27 protein-coding genes are annotated in these 24,632 nt (G+C 47.3%); 3 read left to right on the top strand and 24 right to left on the bottom strand.

The genetic code is table 11. The annotated features are described in order from the left end of the window. Positions 1-10: 10 nt before the first annotated feature. From ylqF to V1501_RS07220, 10 genes are all read right to left on the bottom strand, one after another. Positions 11-889 (bottom strand): ribosome biogenesis GTPase YlqF, encoded by an 879-nt coding sequence (gene ylqF, locus V1501_RS07265; RefSeq protein WP_409292234.1) that lies wholly within the window; start codon positions 887-889, stop codon positions 11-13. Positions 890-907: 18 nt separating this feature from the next. Then, complete coding sequence (lepB, locus tag V1501_RS07260) at positions 908-1,471, bottom strand: signal peptidase I (protein WP_409292232.1); 564 nt, start codon at positions 1,469-1,471, stop codon at positions 908-910. Positions 1,472-1,748: 277 nt separating this feature from the next. Continuing rightward, a complete protein-coding gene (gene rplS, locus V1501_RS07255; RefSeq protein WP_409292230.1) occupies positions 1,749-2,096 on the bottom strand; it encodes a 50S ribosomal protein L19 in 348 nt (115 codons plus the stop codon). 124 nt (positions 2,097-2,220) lie between these two features. Further along, positions 2,221-2,955, bottom strand: a complete 735-nt coding sequence (trmD, locus tag V1501_RS07250; protein WP_409292228.1) for a tRNA (guanosine(37)-N1)-methyltransferase TrmD — start codon at positions 2,953-2,955, stop codon at positions 2,221-2,223. Next, positions 2,955-3,473: a ribosome maturation factor RimM gene (gene rimM / locus V1501_RS07245; protein ID WP_409292226.1), complete on the bottom strand. Its 519-nt coding sequence runs from the start codon at positions 3,471-3,473 to the stop codon at positions 2,955-2,957. Before rimM ends, trmD begins: the two co-directional genes overlap by 1 nt. A gap of 13 nt (positions 3,474-3,486) precedes the next feature. Then, positions 3,487-3,873: a YlqD family protein gene (locus tag V1501_RS07240; RefSeq protein WP_409292224.1), complete on the bottom strand. Its 387-nt coding sequence runs from the start codon at positions 3,871-3,873 to the stop codon at positions 3,487-3,489. A 124-nt stretch (positions 3,874-3,997) separates the two neighbouring features. Further along, the gene (locus V1501_RS07235) at positions 3,998-4,228 is read right to left on the bottom strand and encodes a KH domain-containing protein (protein ID WP_409292222.1); all 231 of its coding nucleotides are present in this window, start codon (positions 4,226-4,228) and stop codon (positions 3,998-4,000) included. A 12-nt stretch (positions 4,229-4,240) separates the two neighbouring features. Further along, on the bottom strand, positions 4,241-4,513 hold the full coding sequence (gene rpsP / locus V1501_RS07230) for a 30S ribosomal protein S16 (protein ID WP_409292220.1): 273 nt from the start codon (positions 4,511-4,513) through the stop codon (positions 4,241-4,243). Between the two features lie 94 nt (positions 4,514-4,607). Next, complete coding sequence (ffh, locus tag V1501_RS07225) at positions 4,608-5,948, bottom strand: signal recognition particle protein (protein WP_409292219.1); 1,341 nt, start codon at positions 5,946-5,948, stop codon at positions 4,608-4,610. 11 nt (positions 5,949-5,959) lie between these two features. Further along, the gene (locus V1501_RS07220; RefSeq protein WP_409292218.1) at positions 5,960-6,292 is read right to left on the bottom strand and encodes a putative DNA-binding protein; all 333 of its coding nucleotides are present in this window, start codon (positions 6,290-6,292) and stop codon (positions 5,960-5,962) included. A 155-nt stretch (positions 6,293-6,447) separates the two neighbouring features. Here V1501_RS07220 and V1501_RS07215 point away from each other — a divergent pair, with 155 nt between their 5' ends. After that, complete coding sequence (locus V1501_RS07215; protein ID WP_409292216.1) at positions 6,448-6,579, top strand: hypothetical protein; 132 nt, start codon at positions 6,448-6,450, stop codon at positions 6,577-6,579. 321 nt (positions 6,580-6,900) lie between these two features. Here V1501_RS07215 and ftsY read toward each other — a convergent pair whose 3' ends face one another. From ftsY to fapR, 8 genes are all read right to left on the bottom strand, one after another. Continuing rightward, positions 6,901-7,890, bottom strand: a complete 990-nt coding sequence (gene ftsY / locus V1501_RS07210; RefSeq protein WP_409292214.1) for a signal recognition particle-docking protein FtsY — start codon at positions 7,888-7,890, stop codon at positions 6,901-6,903. Positions 7,891-7,905: 15 nt separating this feature from the next. Then, positions 7,906-11,472 (bottom strand): chromosome segregation protein SMC, encoded by a 3,567-nt coding sequence (smc, locus tag V1501_RS07205; RefSeq protein WP_409292213.1) that lies wholly within the window; start codon positions 11,470-11,472, stop codon positions 7,906-7,908. Positions 11,473-11,503: 31 nt separating this feature from the next. Beyond that, the gene (gene rnc / locus V1501_RS07200; protein ID WP_409292212.1) at positions 11,504-12,235 is read right to left on the bottom strand and encodes a ribonuclease III; all 732 of its coding nucleotides are present in this window, start codon (positions 12,233-12,235) and stop codon (positions 11,504-11,506) included. 149 nt (positions 12,236-12,384) lie between these two features. Next, positions 12,385-12,618 carry an acyl carrier protein gene (locus V1501_RS07195; RefSeq protein WP_026692526.1) on the bottom strand — a complete coding sequence of 78 codons (234 nt, stop codon included), beginning with the start codon at positions 12,616-12,618 and terminating at the stop codon, positions 12,385-12,387. A gap of 145 nt (positions 12,619-12,763) precedes the next feature. Further along, entirely contained in the window at positions 12,764-13,507 is a 744-nt protein-coding gene (gene fabG, locus V1501_RS07190; protein WP_409292210.1) for a 3-oxoacyl-[acyl-carrier-protein] reductase, read from the bottom strand. Beyond that, positions 13,507-14,451: an ACP S-malonyltransferase gene (gene fabD / locus V1501_RS07185; RefSeq protein ID WP_409292208.1), complete on the bottom strand. Its 945-nt coding sequence runs from the start codon at positions 14,449-14,451 to the stop codon at positions 13,507-13,509. The genes fabG and fabD overlap by 1 nt, the downstream gene beginning before the upstream one ends. Further along, entirely contained in the window at positions 14,452-15,450 is a 999-nt protein-coding gene (plsX, locus tag V1501_RS07180) for a phosphate acyltransferase PlsX (protein WP_409292207.1), read from the bottom strand. Position 15,451: 1 nt separating this feature from the next. After that, entirely contained in the window at positions 15,452-16,027 is a 576-nt protein-coding gene (gene fapR, locus V1501_RS07175; RefSeq protein WP_409292205.1) for a transcription factor FapR, read from the bottom strand. A gap of 545 nt (positions 16,028-16,572) precedes the next feature. Between fapR and V1501_RS07170 the strand changes: the two genes are divergently transcribed. Beyond that, complete coding sequence (locus V1501_RS07170; protein ID WP_409292204.1) at positions 16,573-17,610, top strand: aldose epimerase family protein; 1,038 nt, start codon at positions 16,573-16,575, stop codon at positions 17,608-17,610. A 37-nt stretch (positions 17,611-17,647) separates the two neighbouring features. Here the strand turns inward: V1501_RS07170 and recG are convergent, their stop codons facing one another. The 5 genes from recG to V1501_RS07145 all read right to left on the bottom strand — a co-directional run bounded on the left by recG (position 17,648) and on the right by V1501_RS07145 (position 23,462). Beyond that, positions 17,648-19,696, bottom strand: a complete 2,049-nt coding sequence (gene recG / locus V1501_RS07165; RefSeq protein WP_409292202.1) for an ATP-dependent DNA helicase RecG — start codon at positions 19,694-19,696, stop codon at positions 17,648-17,650. After that, complete coding sequence (sdaAA, locus tag V1501_RS07160) at positions 19,693-20,583, bottom strand: L-serine ammonia-lyase, iron-sulfur-dependent, subunit alpha (protein ID WP_409292200.1); 891 nt, start codon at positions 20,581-20,583, stop codon at positions 19,693-19,695. Before sdaAA ends, recG begins: the two co-directional genes overlap by 4 nt. 13 nt (positions 20,584-20,596) lie before the next feature. After that, a complete protein-coding gene (gene sdaAB, locus V1501_RS07155) occupies positions 20,597-21,259 on the bottom strand; it encodes an L-serine ammonia-lyase, iron-sulfur-dependent subunit beta (protein ID WP_409292198.1) in 663 nt (220 codons plus the stop codon). A 150-nt stretch (positions 21,260-21,409) separates the two neighbouring features. Continuing rightward, the gene (locus tag V1501_RS07150; protein WP_409292196.1) at positions 21,410-23,083 is read right to left on the bottom strand and encodes a DAK2 domain-containing protein; all 1,674 of its coding nucleotides are present in this window, start codon (positions 23,081-23,083) and stop codon (positions 21,410-21,412) included. Positions 23,084-23,099: 16 nt separating this feature from the next. After that, positions 23,100-23,462, bottom strand: coding sequence for an Asp23/Gls24 family envelope stress response protein (locus V1501_RS07145; protein WP_409292195.1), 363 nt, complete (start codon positions 23,460-23,462; stop codon positions 23,100-23,102). A gap of 257 nt (positions 23,463-23,719) precedes the next feature. Here V1501_RS07145 and rpmB point away from each other — a divergent pair, with 257 nt between their 5' ends. After that, positions 23,720-23,908 carry a 50S ribosomal protein L28 gene (gene rpmB, locus V1501_RS07140; protein WP_409292193.1) on the top strand — a complete coding sequence of 63 codons (189 nt, stop codon included), beginning with the start codon at positions 23,720-23,722 and terminating at the stop codon, positions 23,906-23,908. A gap of 620 nt (positions 23,909-24,528) precedes the next feature. Here the strand turns inward: rpmB and spoVM are convergent. Continuing rightward, positions 24,529-24,609: a stage V sporulation protein SpoVM gene (gene spoVM, locus V1501_RS07135; protein ID WP_409293277.1), complete on the bottom strand. Its 81-nt coding sequence runs from the start codon at positions 24,607-24,609 to the stop codon at positions 24,529-24,531. Positions 24,610-24,632 lie beyond the last annotated feature (23 nt).

The raw sequence follows: 24,632 nt of genomic DNA, 5'->3' as shown, positions 1-24,632 counted from the left end.
AATAAGTTTCTTAATTATCCTGATTTTCAGGTTCCCCGGCCATTTCCTCCGGAGTTTCGAGCGTGATTGGCCCCATCTTATCAGACCGGAGCTCTCGGATGATCAGCTCGGCAGTTTTATCATAATCCACCATGCCCTTCGATGCAAGGACTCCCCTGAAGCTGCCGATTACATCGAACAGCTGTGCGAGATCATCTGGTATAGTTTCCAGATTGTAGCGTTCCTTTAGTCTTGATGGATATTTTTCTTCCAAAAAGCGCAGGGCATACACTGCCAGCTCATGCTGATTCAGCAGCGTATCCTTGATTGCCCCTGTGACGGCAAGCTTCAGGCCAACTTCCTGATCTTCGAATTTCGGCCACAGGATTCCCGGTGTATCCAGCAGTTCAAGCTCTTTGCCGACCTTAATCCACTGCTGGGCCTTAGTGACTCCAGGCATATTCCCGGTCTTGGCGATGTTTTTCTTTGCCAGGCGGTTGATTAATGTGGATTTCCCAACATTCGGAATCCCGACGATCATGGCCCGGATTGCTCTGGGATTAATGCCTTTTGACCTCATTTTATCGAACTTTTCCTTTAATATTTCCCTTGATGCAGACAGGATCTTATTAAGGCCAGTCCCTCCATGGGAATTTATCGCTATCGCAGGCTGGCCCTTCTCTTTAAAATAATCCAGCCACTCTTTTGTCCTTTCCCGGTCAGCAAGGTCGGCCTTGTTCAAGAGAATGAGCCTTGGTTTATGGGAGATGATTTCATCTATCATCGGATTCCTCGATGAAGCGGGGATCCTTGCATCTACAAGCTCAAAAATGATATCGACAAGCTTGAGTTTTTCTGTTACTTCCCTTCTCGCTTTGGCCATATGGCCAGGGAACCACTGTATAGTCACAGCATTCCACCTACTTTTCTATTTCTTTTCGTATGCTACGCTTCTGAAGTCCGAAATGGGCCAGTAGACCAGATTGGTCTTGCCAAGCACCTTTTCCATCGGAACAGTGCCAATCTGCCTTGAGTCCCTGCTGTACCGCCGGTTATCACCCATGACAAACAATTCACCCTTTGGCACGGTGTCATGATCTATATAATCACTTAATGTAAAGGATTCTGTCAGCGGACCATCCATTACTTCTCTCTTATACTGGTCAAGGTAGGGTTCCTTATAGGCCTTTCCATTCACATAAAGGGTATCATCCTTATATTCAACCTTGTCCCCGGGAAGCCCGATTACACGCTTAATATAATCCTTGCCTTCAGGAGCATGGAATACAATGATGTCAAACCGCTTCGGCTTTCCTACAGTATAGCCGATTTTGTTGACTATCATCCGGTCCTGGTCATGCAGAGTCGGCATCATGGATAAGCCGTCCACAACGATGGGAGCGAAGAAAAAGTAGCGGATCACAGCTGCGAGCAGGACCGCGATCACGAGAGCCTTCGTCCATTCCCATATTTCGTTCTTCTTTTTCGCCATTATGTCTACACCGCCTAAAGCTTTTCTATAAATTCATCATACTGCTTTATTTTACACTATTGAAGGAAAATAAACGCAATTTAACACCCGCTGCCCAAAATAGTTGAGCATGAGTAATCCGGGGACGCCTGCTGTGACATGCTTCCATTGAAAATCCAAATTTAAACATCCTGTATATGGCTGAAAAAAATAAAAAAAGGGCCTGTTATAAAAACAAGCCCTCTTTCTAATAACATCTTCATGTATCTCATGGCCCGGAAATCCAGGCATGAAAATATTAGCGGCGGATCTCTTTGATACGAGCTGCTTTACCACGAAGGTTACGTAGATAGTAAAGTTTAGCACGGCGTACTTTACCGCGGCGAACTACTTCTAATGTAGCAATTTTAGGCGTGTGTACTGGGAATGTACGCTCAACACCAACACCGTAAGATACTTTACGGACTGTGAATGTTTCGCTGATTCCGCCACCACGACGCTTGATCACAACACCTTCAAAAAGCTGAATACGTTCGCGTGTACCCTCGATAACTTTAACGTGAACACGTACAGTATCACCAGGACGGAACGCAGGAAGATCAGTTTTCAATTGCTCTTTTGTGATTTCTTGGATTAATTGTTGCATCGTTTTCAACTCCTTCCACCAGATGCTCATACCAATATATAGGATTGCAGCGGAACATCTTAATAAGCCTGAACGCTTCAGGCCACAAATAATATATTAGCATAATGGGAAGCGGGTTGCAATATTATCTCTTCTCTTTTTTTAACTCTTCCAGCCATTTTTTTTGCTTTTCATCGAGCGGATAACTTTCCAGCAGGTCAGGTCTCCGCTCAAGCGTCCTCATCAGGGATTCCTTGGTACGCCATTCTTCAATCATGGCGTGATTCCCGGATGTAAGGACATCCGGTACCTTCAGTCCCCGGAAGTCTGCAGGTCTTGTATAATGGGGATGTTCAAGCAGACCTGAGGAAAAGGAGTCCTTAACCGGGGATTCTTCATTTCCGAGCACTCCCGGCAGCAGCCTGACCACACTGTCGATGATCACCATCGCCCCAAGCTCTCCCCCTGTCAGCACAAAATCTCCGATGGATATTTCCTCATCAATCAAATGCTCACGGATCCTTTCATCATACCCCTCATAATGGCCGCAGACAAAAATCAGATGCTCTTCCGATGCCAGCTCTTCCGCTTTTTTCTGGCTATAGCGCTCCCCCTGCGGGCAAAGCAGGATAACCCGTGGGGCAGCCCCGCCCTCCTTAAGGGCATCCACTGCATCGAACAGCGGCTGCGGCTTCAATACCATACCTGCTCCTCCGCCGTATGGATAATCATCCACCGTGTGATGCTTGTTGTCAGCATAATCCCGGAAATTGGTCACCTTGTAGCTGACCGCGTTCTTCTCAGCCGCTTTTTTCAGGATGGAGCTTCCAAGCACTCCCTGGAACATCTCAGGAAACAGGCTCAATACATCAATCTTCATTAATCCAACAGCCCTTCCATGGGAAGAATCTTAATGAGTTTTTCTTCAATATCTATTTCCTTCACAATCTCGTCTATATAAGGAATCAGGATTTCTTTCCCGCGTTTTCCTTTCACTACCCACACATCATTTGCACCCGGCGACAGAACTTCGCGGATTGTGCCGATTTCTTCGCCTTCCATCGTGGTGACCGTACAGCCGATTATTTGGTGGTAATAGTATTCACCTTCCGCAAGCTCGTGCAGCTGATCCTCAGGCACCTTCAGGATACCGCCCTTAAGCGGTTCTGCCTGGTTCACATTATGGAATTCCTCAAAGGTCAGCAGATCGAAGTTTTTATGTACCCTATGGGACTTGACCGTCAATTCAAGCGGCTCGGTATTTTTATCGGAAAAGAAATACAGCTTATTTCCTGTCTTGTATCTCTCTTCGGCAAAATCCGTCCTCGAGATGACCCTGACTTCCCCTCTGATGCCATGTGTATTTACAATTTTGCCGACATTAAACCATTTCTCCATAGTATCCACACCTTTAACGTATTTCAGTTATGATCCCGTCCATAACCACGATGGTCCTTGGGCGTACTGCTTCTTCCCAGCTCTGTCCGGTTTCAATCGTGACAAGAGCCTGGAATTCCCGCTCCTTCAGTTCGCTGCCCAGGGGCAGGATCTCAAGCTGCTCGAGCTGAAACTCCAGTGTTTTTACCTTTTCCTGCCTCTTATTAATTTCCTTCTCAAAGTGAGCTTTTAAACTTCCAGGCTGGAACTTTTTCGTTTTTTCCAGTTTTTTCAGTTCAAAGCGCAGCTGGTCACACTCTTTTAACAGCTGCAGCCTGTTCTGTTTATATTGTTCAAGGAGCTTATTCTTGCTGGTTTCGGTCAGTACTTGATTTACAGTAACCGTCTGAAGGATATTCAATTCCAGCCGCCTCCCCAATTTCCTTTATATGTACAGCAGGCACGAGAGCATGCAAAAGACAGCTGCAGCTTTTGTCCTGCTTTAATTTTTAATATAACAAAAAAGGAGGGTGTAAGCCCTCCTTTTATTCGGATATCTCCAAATAAATTTTCTTGTGCTGCGAAGATCCTGCTGCATATACCACAGTGCGGATAGCCTTAGCGACACGCCCCTGCTTTCCGATCACCTTTCCCATATCGCTCTTATGGACCGAAAGTGAATAGGTGATCCTGCCATCCGCTTCGCTCACTTCAACGCGTACGTCGTCAGGATGGTCAACAAGAGGCTTTACAATCGTTTGGATTAATTCCTTCATTGCAAGCTTAAATTACTTGCTGATCTTGGCATTGTGGAATTTCTCCAGGATGCCTTGTTTTGAGAATAGGTTGCGGACTGTGTCAGACGGCTTTGCACCATCTTGAAGCCATTTAAGAGCAAGCTCGTCGTTGATGTTGATTGTAGCTGGTTCAGTTACCGGATTGTATGTTCCAATTGTTTCAATAGAACGTCCGTCACGCGGAGCGCGGGAATCTGCAACTACGATACGATAGAAAGGAGATTTTTTAGCTCCCATACGTTTTAAGCGAATTTTTACTGCCATTTTATATAGCACCTCCGAATAGTTTCACACAAGATAATATATTACCAAATACAAAAGGGCTTGTAAAGGTTTTTTTCTTAACAGGTAAATCCCTCTACATAAACGGAAACTTAAAGCCTTTCTTTTTGCCTTTCTGCATGTTGGTCATTTGTTTCATCATTTTTTTCATGTCTTCAAATTGCTTGAGCAGCCTGTTGACTTCCTGGATGGAGGTCCCGCTTCCTCTTGCAATTCTTTTTTTCCGACTGGCATTCATCGTTTCCGGCTGTTCTTTTTCTTTCTTGGTCATGGACCGGATGATCGCCTCGACCCGGCCAATCTGTTTGTCATCGATGGACACGTTGCTAAGGCCTTTCATCTTGCCTGCCCCTGGAAGCATTTTTAAAATATCATCCAGCGGGCCCATGGACCTGACCTGGCCAAGCTGGTCAAGAAAGTCGTCAAATGTGAAGCTCATGGTCCTCATCTTCTGCTCGAGCTCTTTAGCCTTGTCAGCATCTACATTTGCCTGTGCCTTCTCGATCAGAGTGAGAACATCACCCATGCCAAGGATCCTTGAGGCCATCCTCTCAGGATGGAAGGTCTCTAAGGCATCCATCTTTTCACCCATACCCACAAACTTGATCGGTGTCTGGGTGACGGCCCTTATGGAAAGGGCCGCCCCGCCGCGTGTATCTCCATCGAGTTTGGTAAGGACGACACCTGTCAGGCCAAGCTGTTCATTGAAGCTTTGCGCAACATTGACCGCATCCTGACCCGTCATTGCGTCCACTACCAGGAAGACTTCATGTGGATTCGCAAGCTCCTGGATTTCCTTCAATTCACCCATGAGTTCTTCATCGACATGCAGTCGCCCGGCTGTATCGATCAGGACGTAATCATTATGATCCTCTTTGGCCCTGGCAATTGCCTGCCTCGCAATTTCCACCGGTGAAACCTGGTCTCCAAGCGAGAATACAGGGAAATTAAGCTGTTTTCCCAGCGTCTCCAGCTGCTTGATCGCAGCCGGCCTGTAAATATCAGCCGCCACAAGAAGCGGTTTCCGGTTATACTTCTTCCGGAGAAGATTTGCCAGCTTCCCGGTTGTAGTCGTTTTACCTGCACCCTGCAGTCCGACCATCATGATGACGGTAGGGGGACGGCTGGATACCGCAATCTTGCTCTGCTCGCCGCCCATTAAGCTGGTAAGCTCTTCCTGGACGACCTTGACAACCTGCTGGCCTGGTGACAGGCTCTTTAGTACTTCCTGCCCCACCGCCCGCTCGCTCACACGCTTGACGAAATCTTTGACCACTTTGAAGTTAACATCCGCTTCCAGCAAGGCAAGACGCACTTCACGCATCATTTCCTTTACATCGGCCTCGTTAACCTTTCCTTTGCCCCGAATCTTCTGAAACGTATTCTGCAGTCGGTCGGCTAAACTTTCAAATGCCATTATGCCGCCTCCTAATCCAGTTCCTCAAGCGAATCGAACGCCTGTAACATTTCCCCTTTTGGAGCATTTCCAGCCTCCAGCAGGGTCCGCATGTTTCCAAGTATCACTTTCCGCTCTTGAAATTTTTTAAATAGCAAAAGCTTTGCCTCATATTCCTCAAGCATCGCTTCTGTGCGCTTAATATTGTCATAGACTGCTTGACGGCTGACTTCATACTCTTCAGCAATCTCTCCAAGGGAGTAGTCATCCAGATAGTAGAGTGACATATAGCTCTGTTGTTTCTCAGTCAACAGCGAATGATAGAAATCATAGAGATAATTCATCCGGGTTGTTTTTTCGAGCATTGGCCAACCCTCCCCTGTGTTAAGTGAAAAGCCTTTACAATTAGATAGTTTACCGTACGGAACAGGGCAATGTCAAGGGTGACTGCTGTACAACGAAAGACAGCTGCTGAGAAGGTCTGGTGTGTCTGTAATCAGGCTTCTGAAGGGGAGTCTTTATGAAAGAAAGGCTGGGTGATGGGATGCCGGAGGATTTCATTGTTCGGTCAGACAGCCGCAGAGATGCAGGAATTTCATTCAGCTCTGTCCCCAAAACTGACGGCATCCTCAATATATTGGCTTTCTATTAAACCTCTTGGTCCTGGCATCGAAAAGAAGGAACAAGCCTGTGTTATCGCAAAGAATGGATCTATAGAAAATAAAGAGTATTTTTCAAGAGCTGCATTAACAAAGCGCTGGATAGCCCTGTAATTACCGAAATGGGACTTTTACTATCCGAACCAACACCATTATACTATCCGAATTTAATACTTTACAGCCGAAGGAGGTTTTACTATCCGGACTGACTTATTTACTCGCCGTTTTTAATATTGAATAGAACCGCAAGCTGCTCTAAGGAGATCAAAATAGAGATGGCCCGGGAAAAATTATCCCGGGCCTTAGATGTTTATTCATTCTTCACTTTTATCGATTGCGTTGGCAAATAAGCCATACACGTATTTTTCAGGATCAAATTCCTGAAGGTCGTCCATTTTCTCACCAAGACCCACCAGCTTCACAGGAATCTCCAGCTCATTCCGGATTGCAAGGACAATACCGCCTTTAGCCGTGCCGTCTAGTTTAGAGAGTACGATCCCGGTCACGTCTGTGGCTTCCTTGAAGGTCTTGGCCTGGATAAGGGCATTTTGTCCGGTTGTTGCATCAAGCACAAGCAGTACTTCATGAGGGGCTCCGGGAACTTCCCTTTCAATGACCTTTTTCACTTTTTCCAGTTCTTTCATAAGGTTAACTTTGTTTTGGAGCCGTCCTGCTGTATCGCATATCAGGATGTCCGCTTTCCTTGCTTTTGCTGCCTGCAGGGCATCGTACATTACAGCGGCGGGATCGGAGCCTGCGGCCTGCTTAATGACCTCGGCCCCAGCCCGTTCACCCCAGACTTCCAGCTGCTCAATGGCTCCGGCACGGAAAGTATCGCCCGCTGCAAGGACGACTCGTTTGCCTTCCTGTTTAAAGCGGTGTGCCAGCTTTCCGATTGTAGTCGTTTTGCCTACTCCGTTGACACCGACAAATAAAATGACAGTAAGGCCATCTTCCTGGATCTTAAGCTCAGGCGAGGCAGGTCTTTCACCCTTGTAGATTTCCACCAGCTTTTCTGAAATAACCGACTGGACACCTGCCGGGTCCTGCATGTTTTTCCGCTTGACTTCCATCTTCAGTTCTTCAATCAGCATTTCCACGGTTTCATAACCAACGTCAGCTGAGAACAGAATTTCCTCAAGCTCTTCGAAGAAGTCTTCATCCACTTTTCTGTAGCGCGCCACAAGGTCATTCACCCTGCCTGAAAAAGAGTCGCGCGTTTTAGCAAGTCCATCTCTAAATTTGACTGTGACTGTATCGGTCTGCTGGCTAAACTTATCCTTTAATTTTTTGAAGAAACTCATAAGTTCACGCCTTCCCTACATTTTTATTAATTCTTTTGTGTCTTGCATCCTTACTGAGACCATTTTGGATACGCCCGATTCCTGCATGGTCACGCCATATAGGACATCGGCGCCCTCCATCGTGCCTTTTCTGTGAGTGATGACGATAAATTGAGTTTCGGCACTAAATTGCTTTAAGTACTGGCTGAATCTGTGTACATTGGCGTCATCAAGTGCCGCTTCCACTTCATCAAGGATACAGAATGGCACCGGCCTTGCCTTCAGGATGGCAAACAGCAGGGCGATGGCGGTCAACGCCCGCTCGCCGCCTGATAGAAGTCCAAGGTTCTGAAGTTTTTTCCCTGGGGGCTGGGCAACGATGTCTACCCCTGTACCAAGGAGGTCATCCGGGCTTGTCAGCTGCAATTCAGCTCTTCCCCCGCCGAACAGTGCAGGAAAGATCATTCCAAAATGTTCTTTTATAGCAGTGAAGGATGTTTGGAAACGCCGTTTCATTTCTTCATCCATTTCCCCGATCACCTGATACAGGGTATCCTTCGCTTCCTGAAGATCATTCTTCTGTTCCAGGAGAAATTCATAGCGCTCAGACACTCTTTCATATTCATCAATTGCGCCCAGGTTGACTGGTTCCAGTTCATCGATGGCCATTTTGATGAGCCTGACTTTCTTTTTCGCTTCATCGGCAGGCAGTGATAATGGATGGGCTTCCTTGGCCGCTTCAAAGCTCAGCAAATATTCCTGCTGAAGGTGGATCAGCTTGTTATCCAGTTCTACATCCAGTCTATTCAGCTTTACCTCTTCATCCTTCAATGCTTCTGTGAGTCCTTTATACTGCCTGGCGAGCTCCCGAAGAAGATCATCTGCTTCTGTCAGGGCTGTATGGAGCTCCTGCCTTTCCTGGCGGCGTTCGGCAAGAAGCTTGATTGCTTCATCCTTTTCTAACTGCTTTTGTCTCGAGGCTGCTTCAAGCTGGCTTTCTCCGCTGAAATTGCTCTCCATTTCATTTTCCAGCAGGGACAAATCCTCTGCATATTCGGCATATCTTTCCTTGAGCGCCGCATGCTCCTCCACGTGCCTTTGGACTTTGTCACGCTGGTGCTGAAGCTGCTCTTTTTTTGTGGCCAGCTCAATTTTCAATTCATTCAGTTCTTCGGACAGGGCTTCCCTCGAAGTTGCCTGTGTCTGCTTTTGTTCTGTAAGCCGGGAAATTTCTGCATTTAACTTCTGTATCTCCTGCTCACAGGAAGCCAGCGTCTCCTTAATGGTTTTAAGCCTGTCCTGTTTTTCCTTATTTTCTTCCGCTGCTGACATTTTTTCAAGGTCATAAACCGAGAGCCGGTCATTTATATTCTTTTCCTGGAACTCCACCTCGCGGATTTCCCCCTTGAGGGTCTGTTCATCAAGGCGCAGCCTTTCACCAGCCGAGCGAGCATGCTCCAGTTCTGCTTCACCTGTCTGTATATCCCTTTTCAGCATCTTGACATGTTCTTCAAGCTTGGCGGTCTTGTCCTCCATGTCTGCAAGCTTTATTTTGAGCTCTTCAAGCTCTCCCTTTCTTGAAAGGAGGGAGGCATTTTTCTGTTTGATGGCGCCCCCTGTCATGGAACCGCCGGGATTGACTACATCTCCTTCAAGGGTCACAAAACGGTACCTTTGGCCAGTCAGCCTGGCAAGCTCATTGGCGCCTTTTAAGTCCCGGGTAAGAACGATAGCGCCAAGCAGATTTTCAATAACATCCCGGAATTTAGAATCATAGGAAATAAGGGACGCAGCAGGACCTATAAACGAAGGATGGCTTTCCATTGTTTGAAAGACAGACTGGGGCAGACTCCTCCCCCTGATGACAGTCATCGGCAGGAAGGTCGCCCTCCCGTATGAGTGTCTTTTTAAGAATTGGATGGCACTGCGGGCATTTTCTTCATTCAGTACCACGATATGCTGCGCTGCCCCGCCCAGGGCAATTTCGACTGCAGCCTGATATTCCCTTGGAACCTGAATCAGCTCTGCTACCGCACCTTCTATCCCGGAAAGCTGAGTGTTTTTTACTTTTAAAACTTCTTTGACGCCCTGAAAGAAACCTGCGTAGTCCTCTTCCATTTCTTCGAGCATCTCTTTTCTTGACTTAGCCTGCTGCAGGAATTGAAGCGCTTGATACAGCGTCTTCTCCTGCTTTTGGTAGTTTGTCCGGAGATTTTCCAGGCTTTGCTGCTGTTTGCGGAACAGATGTATTTCTTCTTCCATCCTTGCCTGCATGGCGTGGAGTCTTGCCGCCAGCTCTTCCTTTTCTGCGTTGATGGAAATCCGTTCGAGCAGGTATTTGGAATTTTCTTCGTCAAGCCTTGCACTCTTTGCTGCCTGTTGATTCAGCTGCTGTTCAATCAGCTGATATTCATTCCTTGCAGCCGCCTGCCTGTTAAGCCAGTCGATATAATCGCTTTTCAGATCTTCCAGCGTTTCCTCTATATTCACCTTTAACAGGGACAATTCTTCCTGCATCAAATTCACATCAGTCTGCAGTTCCTTTGTCGAAGATTCCAGCGTTTCAAGCGCTACTTTTTCAAGCTCTCTTTCACCTTCAAGCTGGCTGATGCGCTGCGCGGCTTCCTCCTTGGCTTTCTCTAGCTGAAGCCTGTTTTGAGAAGCATTCTTTTTGCGTTCCTTCAGCACTTCCTTGCGGCCTTCAAGTTTTTCAAGCTCCTCACTTGCATGAAGCAGCACATCCTGAAAGCTGTTGATCATTTCATCAAGGGCGGAAATCCGAACCCTGTACTCCCCTACCATTGCTTCTTTTTCCTGAAGCACCAAGGATGATTCAAGCTCCATTTTTTTGTGAACTTCGTAGTCATGAGTCAGGCTTTCCCATTTTTCATGCATGGATTCAATCTCATGGACAGTCAGGGCAACCTCGAATTCTTTCAGCTCCTCCTTCTTCTGCAGGTATTCCTTTGCAATGGAGGATTGAATTTTAAGCGGTTCAACCTGCCCTTCTAATTCATAAATGATATCCTGCACCCGGTTAAGGTTATCCTGGGTTTCAAACAGCTTAAGTTCTGCCTTCTTTTTCCGGTTCTTATATTTAAGGACTCCCGCGGCCTCTTCAAATATCGACCTTCTGTCTTCAGGCTTGCTGCTGAGAATTTCTTCTATCTTCCCCTGGCTGATGATGGAGAAGGCTTCCTTGCCCAGTCCTGAATCCATAAAAAGATCTATGATATCCTTCAGCCTGCAGGACTGCTTGTTTATAAAAAACTCACTGTCCCCGGAACGGTAAACCCTTCTTGTCACACTCACTTCCTGGTAATCAAGCGGCAGGAAATGATTCTCATTGTCGAGGGTCAGCGTTACCTCCGCAAAATTCAGCGGTTTCCGTGAGTCACTGCCTGCAAAGATGATATCCTCCATTTTACCGCCGCGGAGCGATTTGGCCGACTGCTCGCCAAGCACCCAGCGGATGGAATCAATGATATTGCTTTTCCCGCTTCCGTTCGGCCCTACCACCGCTGTCACACCCGGCACAAAGTCAAGGGCTATCCGTTCAGCGAATGACTTAAAGCCGACTATATCCAATCTTTTGAGGAACATGTCATTCCCCCCTTATATTTATGTAACGTTCTCACTTGCTGTCTTTGAATGTCAGCAATGCCTGCTGTGCAGCAAGCTGCTCCGCTTCTTTTTTCGACCGGCCGGAACCCGTGCCGAGCTCTTCACCGTTCAAAAGTACCGTAGATACAAACTCCCGGTTATGGGCCGGCCCCTTTTCCTGCAGGATTTTATATTCAAGCGCCCCTGAGCCGTCGCGCTGGATAAGCTCCTGCAGCTGGCTTTTGTAATCCATCACATGAGAAAAAGCACCCTCATTGATCTTAGGGAAAACCGTCTTTTCCAAAAACTGGACAACCGTTTCAAGACCCTGGTCGAGGTATAATGCACCGATGAATGCCTCAAAGACATCTGCGAGCAGTGCCGGCCTAGACCTTCCGCCTGTCATTTCCTCGCCTTTTCCAAGAAGGATCAGCTCACCAAAAGAATGATCATTTGCAAAGCCAACAAGAGATGGCTCACAAACGATTGCTGCCCTGAGCTTGGTTAATTCCCCTTCAGACATGGTTGCATATTTTTTGAACAAGTATTGAGAAACAGTCAATTCCAGTACGGCGTCTCCTAAAAACTCAAGCCTCTCATTATCTTCATAAGGCTTGCGGCGATGCTCATTCACATAGGATGAATGGGTAAATGCCTGCTTTAAAAGCTGTTCATTCGTGAACATAAAACCCATACGTTCCTGAAAGCTTTTAAACATATAGTCTTTTTGTGATGTTTTGTGTTTCCTGCCATTCCTTCGCATAAAACCCTCCGCCAATTTTTAAAAAATAATCCCATTTCGATTATTTAGAACATATTTTGATTTGAATGCCTTATCCTGTACGATTTGAAAGAAAGCTCCGTCATAAACGGAGCTTTCTCTGCTTCACCTGAATTCTAAGAAACATTGGATTACATAGTGCTTTGTATGTAATTCACAGCGTCTCCAACTGTGACGATCTTTTCTGCGTCATCATCGGAAATTTCCATTCCGAATTCATCTTCGAGTTCCATTACAAGCTCAACTACATCAAGGGAATCGGCACCAAGGTCGTCTTTGAAAGAAGCTTCGAGTTTTACTTCGGACTCATCGACTCCTAAACGGTCAACGACAATCTTTGTTACGCGTTCAAGAACTTCTGCCATTATATTCACCTCCCCTCAAGTCATTATAGAGTATTTCGTTTAAATAATAAATCCTTAATTGGCGAAGAAATCATTTTTTCAGTAACAAGGCAGACCGTGACATGGCCATGTAAATGGAAGGCAGCCGTATAAGGGAACCCGGTCTTTACATGACCATTCCGCCGTCCACATGCAGCGTCTGCCCTGTCATATAGGCACTGTCATCAGACCCAAGGAAAACAGCTACCCGTGCAATGTCAGACGGGTCACCAAGGCGGGCAAGCGGAATCTGCTGAAGCATGGCTTCCCTGGTCTCCTCAGTAAGCTTGCCGGTCATATCTGTTGAGATGAAACCCGGGGCAATAGCGTTTACAAGTATTCCCCTGGCTGCCAGCTCCTTTGCAGTTGTTTTGGTCAGGCCGATAACGCCGGCCTTTGCAGCAACGTAGTTTGCCTGCCCGGCATTTCCGCTGACGCCGACAATAGATGCCACATTGATGATCCTGCCAGATCTCTGCTTCATCATCGGACGGGAAACAGCCTTCGTGCAAAGGAACACGCCCTTTAGATTGATGTTGATAACATCATCCCACTCTTCCTCTTTCATCCTCATCAGCAGGTTGTCTTTCGTGATGCCTGCGTTATTTACTAAAATATCGATGCTGCCGAAGCGGCTGACCGTTTCCTTGATCATCTGGCTGACAGATTCACTGTCGGAAACATCACACTGAATGGCGAATGATTCCCTGCCCAGCGCTTTAATATCAGATGCCACTTCAAGCGCCCGGGCTTCACTCCCTGCAAAATTCACAGCGACATTGGCGCCCTCTCTTGCCATTTCAAGGGCGATTTCCCGCCCAATTCCACGGGATGCACCTGTAACTAAAACATTTTTGCCGGCTAGTCTCATTATTTTCTCCCCTTTAACACTTCAAGTGCCTTTTCAAGGCTGTCCTGGTCATTAATGTTCAGGACAGCAGGTGTGCGGTCGATTTTTTTTATAAGGCCAGACAGGACTTTTCCAGGGCCGATTTCTACAAAGGTATCCACACCTTCCTGAAGGAGGGTGCGCACAGAATCTTCCCATAACACAGGGGAATACAGCTGCTGGATCAGCCTCTCTTTTATCTCCTGCGGTGAAGTCATCGGCTTTGCTGTAACATTTGAAATCACAGGTACGGAAACCATATTCATATTTATGGAGTCAAGCACTGCCTCGAACCTGACGGCTGCCGGCTTCATCAGCTGTGAATGGAAAGGACCGCTCACTTCAAGGGGAATCACTCGCTTCGCTCCCTCCTGCTTTGCAGCTTCTCCCGCTTTCTGTACTCCGGCTGCAGTCCCGGATATAACAATTTGTCCAGGACAGTTTATATTGGCCAGCTGGACTGAGTCGCCGCCAATTGAAACGTTTTCTGTTACTGCTGCCAGCTTTTCGCGGTCAAGGCCAAGTACGGCAGCCATGGAGCCCTTGCCATCCGGAACGGCAGCTTCCATGTATTCGCCTCTTTTCCTTACTGCATACACTCCGTCGCTGAACGAAAAAGCGCCGGATGCAACAAGGGCAGAATATTCACCAAGGCTGTGCCCGGCTGTATAATCCGGAGAGATCCCAGCTTCTTCAAGCAGTGTAAGGACCGCTGTGCTCATAGTAAGCAATGCAGGCTGGGCATTAGTGGTTTTGGTCAGCTCTTCCTGGGTACCTTCAAAGATCAGATTTGACAGCTGGAAGCCCAGTCTGGAGTCTGCCTCATCAAAGATGTGCTTAACACTTTCATGGCTTTCATACAGCTCTTTTCCCATGCCAGCCGCCTGTGAGCCCTGGCCGGGGAAAACGAATGCTATTTTTCCCATTTATTCTCCCCCTAAATTATCTCTGTCAATCATGGAACTGATCGCACCCGAGACGTCATTCATCACCATATCCCTGGTTTGACGAATAGCATTGAACACGGCATTTGCATCAGATGAACCATGCGCCTTTATCACCGGAGCACTCAAGCCGAACAATGCTGCCCCTCCATATTCGGAGTAATCAAGCTTGCCTTTTAGTTCTTTGAACTGCGGCTTTAATACTGCTGCAGCAAGTTTGCTTTTTAAATTGCTTGTCAAAGCGGTCTTCAGCATCTGGAACATACCGAGTGCAGTTCCCTCTGTTGTCTTCAGCACCATATTTCCTGTGAAACCATCCGTAACCACCACATCTGCCACTCCATCAAGCAGATCCCGGGCTTCCACATTGCCGGCAAAGTTCAGCCCGCTGTCCTTTAAGAGGCCAAAGGCTGCCTTTGTGAGCTCATTCCCCTTTTTCTCTTCTGTCCCGATATTCAGGAGTCCGACTCTTGGATTCCGGATGCCCCTCACCTTTTCGGCATATGCGGAACCCATATAGGCATACTGGAGAAGATGCTCGGGCTTTGCATCTGCATTTGCACCTACATCGAGCAGGACAAAGCCTTGTCCGTCTATTGTAGGAAGTGTCGGGGACAGGGCTGGGCGTTCAATCCCCTGAATGCGCCCGACAATGAACAATCCCGCAGCCATCAGGGCGCCAGTATTCCCGGCCGAGATGCAGGCATCAGCCGCTCCGTCCTTGACAGCCTGGGCTGCAAGCACCATGGAGGCCTGCTTCTTCCTTCTTACTGCACGCACAGGCTCATCCTCTGCAAGAATCTCTTCCTCGGCATGGATTACCTTAATGTGGCTTCCGGACGGCAGGTATTCCCTGACTTTTTCTTCCCTTCCGTACAGCTGGATTTCTATATCAGGGAACTTCTCTGCTGCTTTGACTGCTCCCTCTACGATTTCTTTGGGCGCGTTGTCACCGCCCATTGCATCTATAGCAATTCTCATGTTACTCATCCTTTTCGTCATGATGGGACCGGTACATCTCAAACTGGCCTTTGAACACAAGCTCAGTGCCAACATAGCTCATCACTTCAACAAGAGTCCTGCCGGCAGCTGCCCGGTCCACTACCCTGGCTTTTGCTACGACTCTTTCATTCTCTTTAACCTGCCTGGTAAACTGGATGCCTGCCTTGGCCGTCAAAGCCAGCTCATCGTTTATCAGCGCAACTGCCAGTGAATTTGCCTGGGCAAAGAGATGGTGGCCCCTTGCAATCCCATTTCGTTTAAAAACATGCTCGTGCTTGACATCAAATATCGAAATCGCACTCTGGTCCAGCTCAATATCTATAATTTCACCGATGATCTCATCGATAGGCAAAGCAATAATTTCATCACTGAGCTTTTTCTCAGCTACATTCTTAATCCGTTCCCTCAGTTCAGGAATCGCCAGCTCCAGGCGGTCAAGCCGCACCGTCTGCACACTTACCTCAAACCTTGCAGCGAGCTCCTCATCCGTTATAAAAGGATTCTCTTCAATCGTCTCCACCAGCAGCTGCTGGCGCTCCTTTTTGCTCCGACGCAAATTATCGTCACCACCGCACTATTATGACTAGGTACTAACAGTAGTATATATAGACATAACAGATATTGCAACGATAAAAGCGGAAAGCGGTGCCTTCAAAAACAAATCACCATAAAAGCAGGATAAAATGAACAAAAATCCATGGTTTGCCGCGTCCGGGACAGGTTGAGCCGGACAATTCAGGGGCAGCATTCTTTCTTGCCATGGGCAGGCTTTTGACTTCTGCAGATCTGTCTTGCGCTCTGCGATACTACTTAGGCACAGTGTTCATTCTGTTATGGAAAAGGAACGTTCGGTGTCCAGCTGGATACTTTGTCCGGCTGTAAACCAGGAAAACTGCAGGTAAGGAGCTGCCGCAAATTTCAGCCATTCAGGAGTTAAAAACGCCTTTTTTACTGCCCTCGTGATTTCTTATTACAGAAAAAAGTACCCTTTTAAATAAAATTAATACTGAGAGCTTCCTCTCCGGAAGATAAAAAGATTAATAAGGCCACCTGGATGGGTATAGGTTACCAGGTTCTTACTACATAGAAGCAGGTGATAAAATGAAAGTTCAATCTGAAAGGGTGGCAGACAGATGGACGGAGTATACACTGACCAACGATCATGGAATGAGTGTCAGTATATTGGACTTCGGAGGAATCATTACAAGGATGCTGGTGCCTGACCGGAATGGCACTTTAGAAAATATAGTCCTCGGATACCGGGACTATGCCGATTATCAGGATAATCCGAATTATTTCGGAGCTCTCATCGGCAGGGTCGCAGGAAGGATCCGTGCCGCAGCATTCAAGCTTAATGATAAGGTATATGAGCTGGATGCCAATAATGAAGAAAATCACCTGCATGGCGGCCCGGAAGGTTTTCATCAGGTGCTGTGGAAGGCAGCCGCGCTTCAGTCCAAAGATATGGCCGGGCTTAAACTGACATACAGAAGCGAGAATGGGGAGGGCGGCTATCCGGGCAATGCCGATATTACGGTGACTTATCAGCTGAATAATCATAATCAGTTCAGCATCCATTATTCTGCTGTATGTGATCAGGCAACTCCCATGGCCTTGACCAATCATACCTACTTCAATTTGAGCGGGAATCTAAAGGAGACGGTCCATGATCACTATTTGACACTGGACAGCAGCAAATTCATAGAATTGAATGATAAGCTAATACCGACCGGCAGCATTCTTGATGTCACGGATACCCCATTTGATTTCCGCGACAGGCGGAGGCTTGGCGATGGGCTGAACAGCGTACTCGAACAAAACGAGATAGCAGGCGGCGGTTATGACCATCATTTCATTTTTGATAGAGCGCGGGAAGCACAGGCTATTCTTGAAGATCCGGCAAGCGGCAGGGTTATGGCCGTCGAGACCGATCAGCCCGGGGTGGTATTGTACACTTCGAATGGTTTGGGAGAGGATTTACAGCTGAGGGAGAGGGTTTCCCAAAAATATTTAGGTGTGTGCTTTGAAACCCAGGCACCTCCGGCTGCGCTGCATCAAAGCGGGCTGCCCACCGTCACCCTGCAGGCAGGGGAAAGGTATGATAAGACGACCGTCTTTTCTTTCAGCACTGCAAAATAAAAAACGGCTGGCCCGCAAGGACGGGTTCAGCCGTTTTTTAATCCAATTTATCCCCAGAAAGCACTCCTGCCTTTCTCAGGGATTCCCTCAGATGTGAGTATTGGTCTTCCTGCCAGAAAGCGTCGGAATTGATCATCGTTACCGCATCATTCCTGGCGACTTCAAGTGCCCGGTAATCATGGATCATATCGGCCATTTTGAACTCGGGTACACCGCTCTGCTTTTTCCCGAAGAAATCTCCAGGCCCTCTTAATTCAAGATCTTTTTCAGACAGGACGAAACCATCATTGGTTTCTGACATGATTTTCATGCGTTCCTTGCCCACTTCATTCTTCGGGTCGGCGATCAGGATGCAATAGGACTGGTCACTGCCCCGACCAACCCTGCCCCGCAGCTGGTGAAGCTGCGAGAGCCCAAACCGCTCCGCATCATAAATGACCATGACGGTTGCATTAGGTACATTCACCCCTACCTCGACAACGGTAGTCGACACAAGGATTTGAAGGTTGTTTTGGCTGAAATCCCGCATAACCTCATCTTTTTCAGAAGCAGGGAGCTTACCGTGCATTAATCCGACAGAAAAGCGTCCTCCGAAGTACTGTGTCAGCGTCCCGTGGACATCGAGCGCGTTCTGCAGATCCAACTTTTCTGACTCCTCGATGAGCGGGCAGATGACATACGCCTGACGCCCCATTCTCAGTTCTTTTTCAACAAAGGCAAGGACCCGGTCCAATGTATCATGCTTGGTCCAGTATGTTTCAATCTTTTTCCTCCCCGCCGGCATTTCATCTATGATGGATACGTCCATTTCGCCGAAGGCAGTAATCGCCAATGTTCTTGGTATCGGGGTAGCCGTCATGAACAGCACATCAGGGCTTTCTCCTTTTTCACGAAGGATCCGTCTCTGTTCCACTCCAAAGCGGTGCTGTTCATCTGTAATAACAAGACCAAGGCTGTGGAAGTTCACTTCGTCCTGGATAAGTGCATGGGTTCCTATTAAAATATGAATCTCACCAGAAGCCAGGCGTTCAAGAATTTCTCTTCTCCTCTTGCCTTTGACGGAGGAAGTCAGCAGGGCTATTTCGATGCCATGCGGATTCAGCATTTCGTAAAGGGAGGATGCATGCTGTTCTGCCAGGATTTCTGTCGGCACCATGAGTGCACCCTGATAACCCGCACTGTGGGAAGCAAACAAAGCGACAGCTGAAACGACTGTCTTGCCCGAACCTACATCTCCCTGAAGCAGCCTGTTCATCCGGTAAGGCGACTTCATATCGGTAAGGATTTCGTTCACCACCCGTTTTTGGGCACCTGTGAGAGGAAAGGGCAGGCTCTCAATGAATGCCTTTAACCGTTCAAGTTTGTAATCCTGCCTCATTCCCTGTGACTGTTCACGCTGCACTTTCCGGATTGCCTGCATCTTCAGCTGAAATAAAAGAAATTCTTCATAAACGATTCTGCGCCTTGAATGTTTTAAGTCTCTCTCATCTGCCGGAAAATGAAGGGCCCGGAACGCATCCTTCCGCGGCAAAAGCTTATATTCTGATAAAAGTTCCAGAGGCAGGATTTCCTGGATTTCATGGCCAAATTCATTAAATGCAGCCCCCAGGTAGCGCCGGAGGCTTTTGACACTCAGTTCACCCTTGACGGCATACACCGGTTCAAAGTTATGATCCCGTTCTGCAGTCCCTGCCGAATGCTCGGTAATGGTAATTGTCTGGCGATGCTTGTCCCACTTTCCAGTTACCGTGATTTGCTGCCCGATGGAAAACTTCTTCTTCAGATAGGGCTGATTGAAGAAGATTCCGGTAATCAAATAGCGCCCGACTAAAATGCGGAGTGTCAGCCTTGATTTTTTCTTCCCAAAATAAACAAGAGAAGGCTCGCTGTGCACGACCCCTTCCACAGTTGCCCTCTCTTCATGCTCTACTTCCGCCAGGTCCTTCAAGCGGTAATCCTCATAACGATACGGAAAATGCTCAAAGAGGTCCATAACACTGTAAATCTGCATGTCATTCAATTGGGCTGCTGTTTCCTCCCCTATCCCTTTGACCGTGTTAACAGGAAGCTTGGTTAAATCGTTCACTTTTTCTTCTCTTCCAATGAAATTCCAAAGATTTTAGCTTCCAGCTCCCGTCCGGTCGGAGTCGCGGCAAGGCCGCCAAGCGCCGTTTCACGGAGCGCAGAAGGCATGGAAAGGCCGATTTTATACATTGCCGATATCACTTCATCACATGGGATGCGGCTTGTGATCCCGGCAAGTGCCATATCGGCAGCCACCATGGCATTGGCTGCTCCCATGGCATTTCTTTTAACACAAGGCACTTCAACAAGTCCCGCTACCGGGTCACATACAAGCCCCAGCATATTCTTGAGCGTGATTGCCATTGCCTCGGCACTCTGCGAAGGTGTACCGCCGGCAAGCTCGACAATGGCTGCTGCAGCCATGCCGGCAGCCGAGCCGACTTCGGCCTGGCAGCCGCCCGCTGCCCCTGAGATGGAAGCATTATTTGCTACAACAAATCCAAACGCCCCAGAGGTGAATAAAAATTCAATCATTTGTTCCCGGGTTGGATTCAGTTTGTTCTTCACAGCAAACAAGGTACCTGGCACAACCCCGGCAGACCCGGCGGTCGGAGTGGCGCAGATTGTTCCCATCGCAGCATTCACTTCATTAGTCGCAACCGCCTTGCTGACTGCATCCAGGAGGACTTCTCCCGAGAGAAAATTCCCCTTCTTAATGTATTCCTGCATAAGGACCGCATCTCCGCCAGTCAGGCCAGAATGGGACTTCACTCCATTCAGACCCTTTTCAATCGCCCTCTCCATGACTTCCAGGTTTTTATCCATCAATCCGACGATTTCATCCCTTGTCCTTCCGGTTACCTGCATTTCCTGTTCAATCATTATATGTGAAATCTTTTTCCCCTGGCTTTCTGCCAGCTCCACTAATTCTGCAACGTTCCTGAACATATGGCTACCTCTCTTAATCCACAATTTTAGTTACATTTGTTATATTTGGAAGCGCTTTTATTTCATCCATTACCACTATATCAATATTTTGATCCACTTCAATCGTCATTAACGCCATTTTCCCTTTTTCCTTACGGGAAACATCCATATGGGCAATATTGATTTTATGCTTGGCCAGGACAGCGGCTACTGCAGCGATCGCCCCGAACCGGTCTTCATGAACCACAAGGATTGCAGGGTCATGTCCGGTCAGCTTCAATTCAAATCCATTTAGCTCTATGATTTCAATTTTTCCTCCGCCGATCGAAATGCCGACAAGCTCGAGTTCGCCATCCTCATCACCGATGCGGATTCTCGCCGTATTGGGATGTTCGGTAATCTCCTCTTCTTCGCTGAAACTGATTTTCATCCCTTTTTCCGCTGCAAGGTCCAGGGCTTCAATGATGCGTTCATCGAAGGTATCGAAGTCCAGCAGTCCGCCGACCACAGCCACGTCCGTTCCATGGCCCTTATATGTCTTGGCAAATGAGCCGTAAAAAGAGATTTCTGCCCACTTGGGCTCCCGGCCGAACAGGCTGCGAGCCATCCTTCCGATCCTGGCGGCTCCTGCAGTATGTGAACTCGAAGGGCCGATCATAATCGGTCCAATAATGTCAAACACACTTTTATATTTCATTCTGGTTTCCTCCCAGAGACAGTTATTTTAAATAATACGGCAAGAAAAGCATAACGGAAAAAGAGGAATTAGAAAAGCTTTTTACACATAGAAAAGAACTGGCCCAGGTAGAGCCAGTCCCGCTTAAAATCATATCATGCCAGTAAGCATTTATTCAACGGAGAAGATAAATGGATAGAGCGGCTGTTTTCCATTGTGCACTTCCACTTCCAAATCTTCAAAAAGATCCTCGCAATAGCCCTGGATTTCTTTAACTTCTTCCTCATTTGTTTCTTCACCGTAAATGATGGTCAGAATCTCGGCATCGGCATCAAGCATGGAAGCAAGAAGTTCCTTAGCTGCCTGCAGCTTATCCTGGTTCTTGACAGTGATTTTACCCTCTGCAATCCCCATGAAATCTCCCGTTGAAATATCGAGGCCGTCTATTTGTGTATCTCTTACTGCGTAAGTGATCTGACCTGTCTTCACGTGGCCTAGAGCTTCATTCATATTAACTTCATTTTCCGAAACTGAAGATGCTGGATTGAAGGCAAGCAGTGCTGTCATTCCCTGCGGCACTGTTTTAGAAGGGATGACAATAACATTCTCTTCAGCAACCTCTGCCGCCTGCTGGGCTGCCATGATGATATTCTTGTTGTTGGGAAGGAGAATGATATTTCTAGCGTTGGCTTCCTTAATGGCCTGAAGAATATCCTCTGTGCTCGGATTCATGGTCTGTCCGCCCTCAATCACCGACTTAGCACCGATGCTTTTGAAGAGATCGCGGATACCTGAACCCATGGCAACTGCGACGACACCGAATTCCTCTTTCTCAAGAGGTGCCTTCCTTAAAAGGTCGTTATGTGTTTCACCCACGATGGATTCGTGCTGCTGGCGCATGTTATCAATCTTAATTTTAATCAGGCTTCCGAAGTTCTGTCCATAAGACAGGCACTCACCAGGCTGTTCCGAGTGAATGTGAACTTTCACTATTTCCTCATCCGAGACAACTAGCAGGGAATCGCCATATCCGCTTAAATGGTTCCGGAAATCCTCTTCAGAGAATGGATTCTTTGAAAGCTTGTCATCCTCAAACTTGACCATGAACTCTGTGCAGTAGCCGAATTCTATATCAGCAGTATTGATATGTCCCTGAACAGATTTATGGTGTTCTGCGCTGACCAGCTCGTCCATGGTCGCATGCGAGTGAGGAGTGCCTTCAATTTCCTCACCTTTCATTTCAGCAAGGAATCCTTCATAAACGAAAAGAAGCCCCTGACCGCCGCTGTCTACCACGCCTACTTCCTTCAGTACCGGCAGAAGATCAGGAGTCCTGTTCAAAGAAGCCCTTGCTTCCTTGACGGTATGCTCCATCACGGTCACCATATCTTCATTTTCCTTTGCAGAAGAAACCGCTGCACGGGCTGCGTCCTTTGCAACAGTAAGGATTGTACCTTCGACCGGCTTCATGACAGCCTTATAGGCAGTCTCAACTCCCGCCTCGAATGCAGAGGCGAACTCCTTGCTGTTGATGAATGGCTTGCCTTCTATTGATTTAGCAAAACCGCGGAACAGCTGGGAAAGGATAACTCCGGAGTTTCCCCGGGCTCCCATAAGAAGGCCTTTCGCAAGGGCATTTCCCACTTTTCCGATATGGTCCTGAACATTATTTTTCACTTCTTTTGCACCTGACGTCATGGACAGGTTCATATTGGTACCAGTATCCCCATCAGGAACAGGGAAAACGTTCAATGCGTCCACATAGTTTGCATTTGCCGTAAGGTTATTGGCCCCTTTAAGCACCATCTCGGCGAAACGTTTTCCATCTAAGCTAGTAATTGACACGAATGTTTCCTCCTTACTAAGGGTTCGTTACACGAACTCCCTGTACAAAAATATTAACGGAATCGACTTCCAGACCCATTGTTTTGTCCAGGGTGTACTTTACTTTTGATTGAACATTATGAGCTATTTCAGAGATTTTCGTGCCATAGCTGACGATTATGTACATATCAATATGAACCTGTTCATTCTCCTGACGTACAATAACTCCCTTTGTAAAGTTCTCTCTGCGGAGTATCTCAGCTATTCCATCTTTTAACTGTTTCTTGGAAGCCATACCCACGATCCCATAACAGTCTATCGCCGCTCCGCCCGCAATGGTGGCAATCACGTCATTGGATATATCTATTTGACCGAACTTATTATTTAACTCTATGGACATAGTATCTTCCCCTTCCTGAGAAAAACTCATTAGCTACAGACCATTGTACTATAGTAACAACAGATTTGAAAGTCCAACAATGCTCATCTCTATTATAAAGCAAGGCCCCGTTCTGTGTGTCAAGGGTTTTTTCTTGAAAGTAGTTATCAGAACTATTGCATTCTGCTTATATGTATGTTAAATTATTAAAGTGTTTCTAAAGACTTAAGAGAATTATAATTAACTTAAGCATGTTCGTAGTTAGGAGGGAATAAAACATGGCACGTAAATGTGTAATCACAGGCAAAGGAACTCGTTCCGGCAACAGCCGCTCACACGCAATGAACGCTAACAAACGTACTTGGGGTGCTAACCTTCAAAAGGTTCGTATTCTAGTTGACGGAAAACCAAAACGTGTATACGTTTCTGCAAGAGCTCTAAGATCAGGCAAAGTAGAACGCGTATAAAACGACGGCATCCAGCAGGGTGCCTTTTTTTATTTTCCGCATAAACCTGGTGAATCCGGACCAGGACATTCACCAGGTGCTGCAGCCTGGTAGAAATCAGACATTTTTTGGGCTCGGCCGAGTTAATTCCCTTTTTTTCGCGAGTAAACCGCCCGGTTCGGCGAGTAGATTCCCTTTTCCGCGAGTAAGGCGCTCGCTTTGGCGAGTATGTTCCCTTTTCCAGCGAGTAAACCGCCCGGTTCGGCGAGTAGATTCCCTTTTCCGCGAGTAAACCGCCCGGTTCGGCGAGTAAATTCCCTTTTCCAGCGAGTAAACCGCCCGGTTCGGCGAGTAAATTCCCTTTTTTCGAGAGTAAACCGCTGCGTCCGGGCAGTATTTAACAAAATTCACGCTGATCCTCTCTATTTTCTGAGGCTCTACAAGGATAACAGCATCTATATAAGTCCTGCTGTCGGCCTTTCAGCCAAAACGCTGCGAATTTCCTAAACCTGCTATTCTTTTCCGTCTAAAGTTATCTTCTGCTTTCCTAAAGCTCCTGCACCTGCCCCACGGAAAAAACACCCTCATCTATCTTACATGAGGGTGTCCACCATTGAATCATAAATTAATTAGTGCGCACACTACTCTTTCTTGAACATTCCCAGACAGGCTCTAACCAAACCGCCCAAGAATCTTGGTAGTTTAATCGTATAAAATTTCATAAAGCCCCTCCTCATAAAATTCC

It is taken from the genome of Paraperibacillus esterisolvens (genome assembly GCF_046237625.1).
Taxonomy (GTDB): domain Bacteria; phylum Bacillota; class Bacilli; order Bacillales; family DSM-1321; genus Paraperibacillus; species Paraperibacillus esterisolvens.
The sequence above is the reverse complement of the archived record's forward strand: the minus strand, read 5'-3'. Positions and strand labels throughout refer to the sequence as shown.